This window comes from Chitinophaga sp. (assembly GCF_035564935.1).
GTDB lineage: Bacteria > Bacteroidota > Bacteroidia > Chitinophagales > Chitinophagaceae > Chitinophaga.
The window spans coordinates 1-9068 of the sequence record NZ_DATMTE010000496.1; the positions used below are offsets into that span (position 1 = coordinate 1).

At 48.2% G+C, this 9068-nt stretch carries 6 protein-coding genes; 2 read left to right on the top strand and 4 right to left on the bottom strand.

The features are described from left to right. Positions 1–1269: SMI1/KNR4 family protein (locus VN105_RS12690; protein WP_325641397.1), on the top strand; the 1269-nt coding region annotated here is incomplete at its 5' end. 87 nt (positions 1270–1356) lie between these two features. Further along, entirely contained in the window at positions 1357–2100 is a 744-nt protein-coding gene (locus VN105_RS12695) for a MerR family transcriptional regulator (RefSeq protein WP_325641399.1), read from the top strand. Positions 2101–2210: 110 nt separating this feature from the next. On the opposite strand, the gene VN105_RS12700 is transcribed toward VN105_RS12695, so the two are convergent. The 4 genes from VN105_RS12700 to VN105_RS12715 form a co-directional block, all read right to left on the bottom strand. After that, a complete protein-coding gene (locus tag VN105_RS12700; RefSeq protein ID WP_325641401.1) occupies positions 2211–3680 on the bottom strand; it encodes a RagB/SusD family nutrient uptake outer membrane protein in 1470 nt (489 codons plus the stop codon). Between the two features lie 9 nt (positions 3681–3689). Beyond that, positions 3690–6995 (bottom strand): SusC/RagA family TonB-linked outer membrane protein, encoded by a 3306-nt coding sequence (locus VN105_RS12705; protein WP_325641403.1) that lies wholly within the window; start codon positions 6993–6995, stop codon positions 3690–3692. 210 nt (positions 6996–7205) lie between these two features. Beyond that, the gene (locus VN105_RS12710) at positions 7206–8354 is read right to left on the bottom strand and encodes a FecR family protein (protein WP_325641405.1); all 1149 of its coding nucleotides are present in this window, start codon (positions 8352–8354) and stop codon (positions 7206–7208) included. Between the two features lie 34 nt (positions 8355–8388). Beyond that, positions 8389–8982, bottom strand: coding sequence for an RNA polymerase sigma factor (locus tag VN105_RS12715; protein ID WP_325641407.1), 594 nt, complete (start codon positions 8980–8982; stop codon positions 8389–8391). Between the last annotated feature and the right edge of the window lie 86 nt (positions 8983–9068).

A 9068-nucleotide genomic window follows, 5' to 3' on the forward strand; every position in this document is an offset into this window, starting at 1 on the left:
GGCGCCAGCACCCATAAATACATCCTTCACAAACCATTGACGCCAGCCGCGCTTTCGGATTTTGAAACACAGTACAATGTTTTATTGCCCGGAAGTTACAAGGCATTCCTGCTGCAGCTGGGCAATGGAGGGGAATCGCAAGCGGGTGCGGCAGCCGGGCCGTTCTATGGTATTTATCCGCTGGGCGGCTGTGTGGACGAACTTACTGCCGATCCTGCAAAATATTTAAGTGAACCCGTAAAGATCTATCCCGGCCTAACAGCAGAGGAATGGCAACATCTCATAAAGGAAACGGAGGAAGATGATATTTCGGATGAAGCATATGAAGCCGCCCTAGGAAACATTTACGCGGGTATTTTGCCCATTGGATCGCAGGGATGCAGTTACATACATGGGCTGGTATTAAACGGCGAGCATGCAGGGAAGGTGGTAAACCTGGATATAGACAGGCAGCAACCGCAATTCACTTTTGAAGATAACTTCCTGGATTGGTATGAGCGCTGGCTGGATGAAATTATTTCGGAAGAACTGTCAACCGATGGCCCCTCCTGGTTTGGCTATACCATGGGCGGTAGCGTAACCGCATTGTTGGATAAATACCATGCAGCCACAGATCAGTTAACCAAACATCAGTGCATCCGTGGTATATTAACGAAACGGCATATTGATCGCGGGACGGTAACAGTATTGGAAAAAGAATATCTGCATGCGGAAACCGCGTACAAAAGGGAGTGGCTACAGGTGCTTGCCAGGTTCAGTTATCCGTTGGCAAAGCCCCACCTGTTAGCTTACAGCCAGGAAAACCTGCTGGCGGTTGTGCAGTTTGTGTGGTGGTATGCAAAAGATAAAAGCGCTGAATGGCAAGGAGTCATTACCGAAAAATTACCCCATATCAATGATGATGAAACATTCAGGTTTTGTACTTACCTGCTGGTAGAAATGAAAGCTGATTACGCATATTTGATAATCCCTGCTACAACCAATGGAAATGAACAGATCCGTATAACCGCTTTTTATACTTTAGGTAAGTTGAAAAACAAGAAAGATTACCTGGACGTTTTTATCAATGGTTTGGATGATTCTGCCAATTATGTAGTACATGCCGCTTTGCAGGCGCTGTCCGGCGTAAATGATAAGCGATTGTTACCTGCGTATAAAAAAGTTTTAGAGAGATTTCCAACGGAGCAGGACTATATTTTATCCAACCTCGGTCACCGGCTTGCCGATATGGGACTTACTATCAGCGGGTTAAAGAAGTGGAATGGTTAGTATGGCCCCGTTTCTCCGCACTGATAAAAAAAAGTCTTGACTCTCACCCTGCGTCATAGGATATATTTGTAGCTGAAAGTATCGGTCATGGAATATTATGCTGTAAAAAAGCTGGCAAAACTGGCAGGTGTAAGTGTGCGCACCTTACACCTGTATGATAAAATGGGGCTGCTGACACCCTTTACCCGGACTGAAGCCCGGTACCGGCTTTACGGTGAAAAGGAGTTGTTACGGCTGCAGCAGATCCTCTTTTACAGGGAACTGGATATTCCACTAAAGGAGATAGCGGATATACTGGACGATCCCGCGTTCGACCTTACACAGGCCCTGGAAACCCATAGAACAGCGCTGCAGGCAAAACGTGAACGGATCACCACCCTGATCGATACAATCGACAAAACTTTATATCACTTAAAAAACAGAACTATGTTAAAGGTAGAAGAACTATATGAAGGATTATCACCTGAAACAGTTACAGGGCAGAGGGAAAAAGCCATCAGCAGCTGGGGAGAGGAACGGGTATTAAAAGGCGAAGATATACTGCGTAACCTCAGTAAAAAAGAAGTGAATGCTATGAGAGAAGAGCTGGATACCGTTACAAAGCAGCTACTGGCCAGTAAGGATAAGGATCCCGGCAGCAGGGGAGTGCAGGCATTAATTGCACGGCACTATAAAGTGATCATGAAATTCACCGGTAGATCAGAAGAACACGGTACGGCGGACTATGGCAAATGTCTTGGGGAACTGTATCTTTCTTTTGCAGATGGAGGTGATGAGAATACGGTGTTTTCAAAATTTGCAAAAAGGGCGATACAGTATTTTGTAGGGTAACATTAATTAAAAAAAACACCGGAAACCTGATAGAAAAGGAGCCTGACGATGCAGGCTCCTTTTTCCGGTTGGTTCTTAAAATTGGCAATTGTTTTCAGGAAATAATATCATCATTGCGTATATCCTTCATTCTGCGCCATATTGGGTCCGTTCCTCACTTCGTTTACCGGTATGGGGAACTTCAGCCAGTTTTTGTTCCACACGCCTCCTTTTTGGGGTGTAACAACCGCCATCACTTCTTCAGCTCTTGAAACACCGGGATTAGTAATGCCGGGCCAGCGTTTAAGATCCATCCAGCGCTGCCCCCATTCAAGGAACAGTTCCAGCCTTCTTTCTTTTTCGATAGCCGCCATTATTTGCGTTTGTGTAGCAGCCGTTGTGGCGTTTAAGCCTGCCCGGGTGCGCAATGCGTCAATATCCTGCCGCGCGGCTGTAAGGTTGTTTTGTTTCAGGCGGGCTTCCGCTCTGATCAGATATTGTTCTGCAAGCCGCAGTACCATCAGGTATTCCAGTGTGCCGCCGCCATCAGCGCCATTTTTGTATTTATAAGGCATATAGTATTTTTTACCGCCTTCGGAAAGTGAATCTATCCAGCTGGCCCTTCTCTTATCTCCGGGCTCAAAAAGCGCCACCAGGTCGTTGTTCAGGTAGTTGCTCAGGTCAAACGCGAAGGACTGCGGACCCACACCAAAGCTTTTCAGATAAGCCACGGAGAAGCTGTAGCCATCTCCTGTATAAGTATTCTGTGCGGAGTTGCTTACTCCCGGCGGCAAATGCCAGATCGCTTCAGGGGAAGAAGGTTTGAATACATTGTTCAGGTTAGGGTCAAGTACATAAGTATCACTCCGGGAAATCACTGCAGTAGCCTGCTCTTCTGCATGCTGCCAGTCGCGCTGATAAAGATATACCCTTGCCAGCAGCGCAGCGGCGGCCCATTTGTTTGGCCGTACCCTGGCGGTAGTGGTCAGGTTATTATTGTTGGCATACGATGCGGTGAGCATTGATTGTGCCTGTTTAAGATCATCTGCCATCTGTTGCAACACCTTGCTTACCGGCTGGCGGCTGGCCACCAGGTTTTGCTGGTAATCTGTTCCGGTGAGTAACGGCAGGTCGCCATACAGGTTCATGAGCTGAAAGTACATGAAGGCACGCAGGAAATATGCTTCTCCCAATACCTGGTTCCTGGCTTTATCAGACAGGGCGGAGGATCTGGTAGCGCCTTCTATGATGGCGTTCGCCGCGTAAATATGTTTGTAGGCCCTGGTCCAGATATCGCCGGTGATGGTGTTATCGGGCAAAAGCGTATTGGTGAATATCTGCTGGTAAGGAGGCTGGAGCGATACTGTGTTCAGCTCATCTGATGTAAGACCGCAAACGATGCTGATACCTCCGAATCCCTGGGAAAAGGCGCCGTAACTACCCAGTTCACCCAAAATAGCGCTTACGGCAGATGTAGCCGAAATATCGGACTGGTATACTTTTTCAGCTTCCAGCGATGTATCCGGGGGTGTTAATTCTACAAACTTCTTGCAGGATGCAGCAGCAATGAGTAAGAGAAATGCGGTGATATATTTTAACATATACTTGTTTTATAAGGTGATCTGAATGCCGCCTGTAATTACACGCAGTAAGGGAATATTGCCGGAAACATTTTCCGGATCCCATCCTTTGTAGGAGGTGATGGTAAACAGGTTCTGTGCCTGTGTATATATCCGCGCTCCCTGCCACTTCCAGCGTTGCATCAGCTTTGCCGGTAACGAATAGGAGAGTGACACATTTTTCAAACGGATGAACGATATAGTAGTATAGTAGCTTTCGTTATAGGCGGCCCCTACATAGGTATTGGCTGTAGGAGAGGCGGAGGAGTTGTTAAATAGTTTAGGGAAGTTGGCAATATCGCCGGGTTGTGTCCAGCGGCGCTCATAAAGATCCAGCGGCATGTTGGCAATACCACCCCGCATGGTATTGGCAGGGAAATAAGCGAAAGGACCTGTTTGTTTGGAGAAGTTGAAGAAGATATCCAGCTGGAACCCTTTATAGGAAAAGCTGTTGTTGATACCACCAAAGTATTCCTTCGCTACATTTACCGGTACCGTGAGGTCGGTTACAGATAATGCGGTGGCATTGCTGGTATCTTTCCCGCCTGCAGTGTGCCATACATACAATCCCGTTTGAGGATCTACTCTTACAAAGTCATATGTTTTTTGAATGCTCAGTGGTTTGCCCACAATGTAGCTGTTGGCATATGATGATCCTTCCAGGTTATCATAGCGTACCAGCGTGTTACGCGGAAACGCAATATTGAAAGAAGTATTCCACCTGAAATTTTTCCGCTGGATATTGGTAGTGTTGAGTTCCAGTTCTATACCTGTGTTGCGTACCACGGCAGGCAGGTTAACCTGTACGCCCGTGAAGCCCACAAAAGCCGGCAGTGGATAATTAACCAGCTGGTTGGAGGAATTATTGTTATAATAGCTGGCGGAGAAATAGACTCGGTCTTTTAACAAACCCAGCTCCAGGGCTATTTCTGCTTTCCTGGTTGTTTCCCAGCTGTATTTGCTGTTTGCCAACCCGGAAGGGGTGAGACCAATAGCCCCCGCAAAGTTAGTGCTGGAGGCGGTATACAGCGACATATAACCATATTCCGGTATCACATCATTCCCGGTAGTACCATAGCTGCCTCTCAGTTTACCATAGCTGAGTATGGGCAGCAGGTTTTTTATTACTTCTTCGTCTGAGAACACCCAGGCAGCGCCTATTGCCCCGAAATTACCAAAGCGGTTACCCGGTGCAAAGCGACTCGATCCATCACGGCGGGCAGTAAGGTTCAGCAGGTATTTATCATGGAGGTTGTAGTTGATCCTGCCAAATACTGCTGTATACAGGTAGTTTGTTTTTTGGGCAGAAGGCTCACGGATGGTGCCGAATGCCGGATTACCCATCAGTCCATCATCTGCATAACCCTGCACGGTAAGAAAGGTACCGTTGGTTTGCGTTTGCTGAAAGGTTGTACCCACAATCACGTTCATGTTACCCGGGCCAATGCGATGTTCCCAATCAACCTGCGGTTCCACATTCCAGGTGGTACTGGTCAGGTTCATATCCATCGTTTGACGCAGGTATTGCCCCCTGGACACCCATTCAGAAGGGTTGAAAAAATCCTGGCCCCGGCGCGATGAAGTGGTATTCTGCACCACGTTGTATCCGAGGTTGGTTTTGAGGCGTAATCCTTTCACCAGTTCATAGCTAAGCGTGGCATTGCTGATAAGACTGCTCAGTTTACCGTTATAAATTTCCTGCAATCTTCCCAACGGGTTCTGGTAGGCAGCATCAGCAGGGCCCCAGTTTAGTTTACCTGCGGAATCATATAGCGGAGGCGCTATGGGAGGGAGCGTTAATGCAAAACTAGCGATGGTCCAACCCGGTAGTTTATTATTGTCAACGCCATAGGTAATGCCAAATTGCGCGATGAATTTTTTATTGGTAGAAGTATGGTTTACACTTAACCGGCCACTGTATTTCACATCAGCCAGATCAACCGGCATGATGGTAGTTTCCTTTGAGTAGCTTCCGTTGAACCCGAAAGAAGTATTGGCATTGCCACCTGAAAGGGATACCTGCGCGCGGTCGTAACGGGCGGTGTTCCCCAGGAGCACCTCCTGCCAGTCGGTACTGCGCGTGGTATCCCACTTCAACAGGTCATACACGGTGCTGGGGGGAGCAGTGGCAATCGTTTGCCCGTCGTTGCGGATAGCTTCGTAGCGCATATCAAGATACTGCCGCCGGTTAAGCAATGGTTGTTTGCGTGTCATATTGGCGAAGCCGGAAGAAACGTTAATGTCCAGCATTGTTTTGCCGGCACGGCCTTTTTTAGTGGTGATCAACAGCACTCCATTGGCGCCCCGGCTGCCATAAATAGAGGTGGCATCCGCATCTTTCAGTACTTCAATACTCTCAATATCATTCGGGTTCAGGCTGTTCAGCGGACTGATATCCACGTAGCCAATCGGCGACATATTGCCAACGGCGCTGAAATCGCCGGGAGGATATGCAGAACCGTCTACAATAATGAGCGGTGAATTGGCTTCCGGCCGCACGCTGTTCAATCCACGCAGGCGAATAGTAAAACCTGTACCGGGAAGACCACTTTGCTGCGTGATATCCAGGCCGGCCACCCGCCCCGTTAGTGCAGCAAGCGGGTTACTTACAGGTTGCTTCTCAATGATGGCGGCGGTTACTTTGCTTACGTTACCGGTGTTCAGCCGTTGAGTGGTGCTGTAGTAACCTTTGCTGACCACTATTTCTTTCAGGCCGTTGTTACGCTGTTTAAGTGTAACCATAGCACCGGCAGCCAGATCCCCGGCGGTCATCTCCAGTGTTTCAAAACCAACAGAAGAAAATATAAGAATGTCTGCTGCAGAAATAATATCAATGGAGAACTCTCCTTTGGCGTCGGTAATTGTACCCGTTTTCCTGCCTTTGATCCTCACATTGATCCCATTCAGCGGAGCGCCGGCAGAATCCACCACTTTGCCCTTCAGCGGCGGAGGGAGCACAACAGGCGCCGGATCGGGAACCGGCGGGGGGACAGGAGTTACTACCCGTTCGGAAAGAACAATCGTTTTACCGGTGATCTTATACGTAATCGCCTGGTTCTTCAGTATCATATCCAGGAACGCTGTGAGCGGCTGATTGATGGCCGTTACGGAAACGGGGCGGGCATCTTTCAATATCGATTTGTTACTGTAAAATACCGCGTAACCGGTTTGCTGCTCCACTGCTGTGAACACCTTTTTCAGGGCAACCGCTTTCCCCGAAAAAGTGACCGGCTGCGCCACAACCGACGCGTACGCCTGGCAAAGTATGGTAATAATAATCAGGAAAGTCATTTTCATGACCACAAGAATTTTGATAATGGTTGAATACCGGGCAGGACTGCGTTTAGGCATAAAGATTCCTGCACCGAAACAATACGCAGTTTTTTGCATAAATTGCATTGGTTTGGTTGATTAAAAAGGGATATATCCGTGTCGCTTCAGATCAGCTGAACATCGCCGGAAGTGTTAGCCGCACTTCCGGTTTGCTGTTTACAGCGAAGCTGTTCTTCATTTCATAATAATCAGTTTACGGCCCTCCAGGCGGAATTTAAGTTCTGTTCCGGCCAGTACTTTTACCAGGTCATTCAGGCTGTTATCACGGCTGATTTTTCCCGAGAAGGGGATATCAGGCACTCCGTTTTCGTAAATTACGGTTACATCATACCATCGTTCTATTTCGCTCATTGCCTCCCGGAGACTTACATCCTCGAAGTTGAACATACCATTTTTCCAGGCCATTATTTTATCGGTATCTACATTTTTTTCTACCCGTATACCCGCACCCGTTATTGCCTGCTCACCCGGCAGAAGCTGTGCCTGTTGCCCTTTCAGGGACACGCTCACCCGGCCCCTGAGCAGTGTGGTGCTCACAAAAGGCTGGTCAGGATAAGCATTGATATTGAACTGCGTACCCAGCACATTTATCTCCACATCCTTATTCACCATTACTTTAAAAGGCATCTCTGCATGTGGAGCAATATCCAGGTATACCTCACCGGTTACTTCAACACGCCGTTCCTTTCCGGAAAAGGCAACGGGGTACCGGATAGACGAAGCTGCATTCAGCCAGGCGATACTTCCATCCGGCAGCTGCAGCTTAAATTGCCCGCCCCGCGGCGTGCTAAGCCTGTTGAATCCTGCATCAGTCCCGCTTTCTTTTATTTCGTAAGTAAGTTGTCCTCCCTGTTGGTGTATGGAAGCTACGCCTTGCATAATTACGCGGTTACCGGTACTGTCCAGTGTAATCGTTGATCCATTGGCCAGCGTTAATACCGCCTTGCTGATTCCCGGGCGTATTACTTCCTCCGGCGGTAGCCCGGCAGGTTTTATCCACATATATGCACCGGCCGACAACAATAACAGCAGCATTACAGCTGCAGCCCAACTCCACTTCATGTACATTTTCCTCACCCTGCCTGTGGGAATATCTTCTTTTTCCCATCCCAGTTGCTTTTCGATGGCTGCTTCTACTGCTGCCAGTTGTTGCAGTTCATAACGAAGCCGCTCCGGCTCCGTGAGTTCATTAAACAATGCACGATTCTCCGGCTGAAGGTTTTTCCATTCCTCCAGCAGCTGTTCCTCTTCCGGGGACAGTGTTTTGTTGAGCGACTTAAACATCAGCGCAGCAATGCGTTCATGGTCAAATTTATTCTCCATGACTATATATACTGAGAAAAGCAGTATTTGTCCCCTAAAACCCGGGAAAAATTTTCAAAATACCCAGCAGCAGGTAAAAACGGCCCAGCCCAATGCGGAGGGCCTTCATGGCTTCCGCCTTTTTGTTGCGTACCGTTTTATCTTTAATCCGGAGGATATCGCAGATCTCGGCATTGGATTTTCCCTCAAGGTAGCTGAGCTTAAAAATGGATCTTGCAAGCGGGGGCAGTTTTTCAATTTCATCAAGCACCAATTTATAAAGGGCGATCCGGACCTCGTCCTGCTCCCGGATAGCCGGTTCCCAGGCTGGATCAGAGAGATAATGTAATTCCTCCTGCAAAGTTTTATCCCTGTTTTCCCGCCTGAGAAGATCAATGCAGGCGTTACGGGTCATGCTGGTAAGGTACGCCGCCATATGGGGTATAGTATCAAAGGTCCTGGGTTGCTTCAACAGCCTGGCATATGTTTCCGCTACAATATCCCGGGCTGTTTCCTCGTCAACAAAGCGCCTGGCAAAATAGTAAAGTCGTTGATAAGTGAGTTTATATGCGTGGGAGAAGGCCGGTTTGTCTCCTGCAGCAACAAGCAGCAGAAGCTCTTTTTCGTTGTATGTATCCCCGGCAGACAATCAGATGGCATAATTTGTTCCCATGTGCAAGCTACAATAAAATAACTATAAGCTCACGGGGGAGAGGTTTTGTGGCTGCCTGCTTT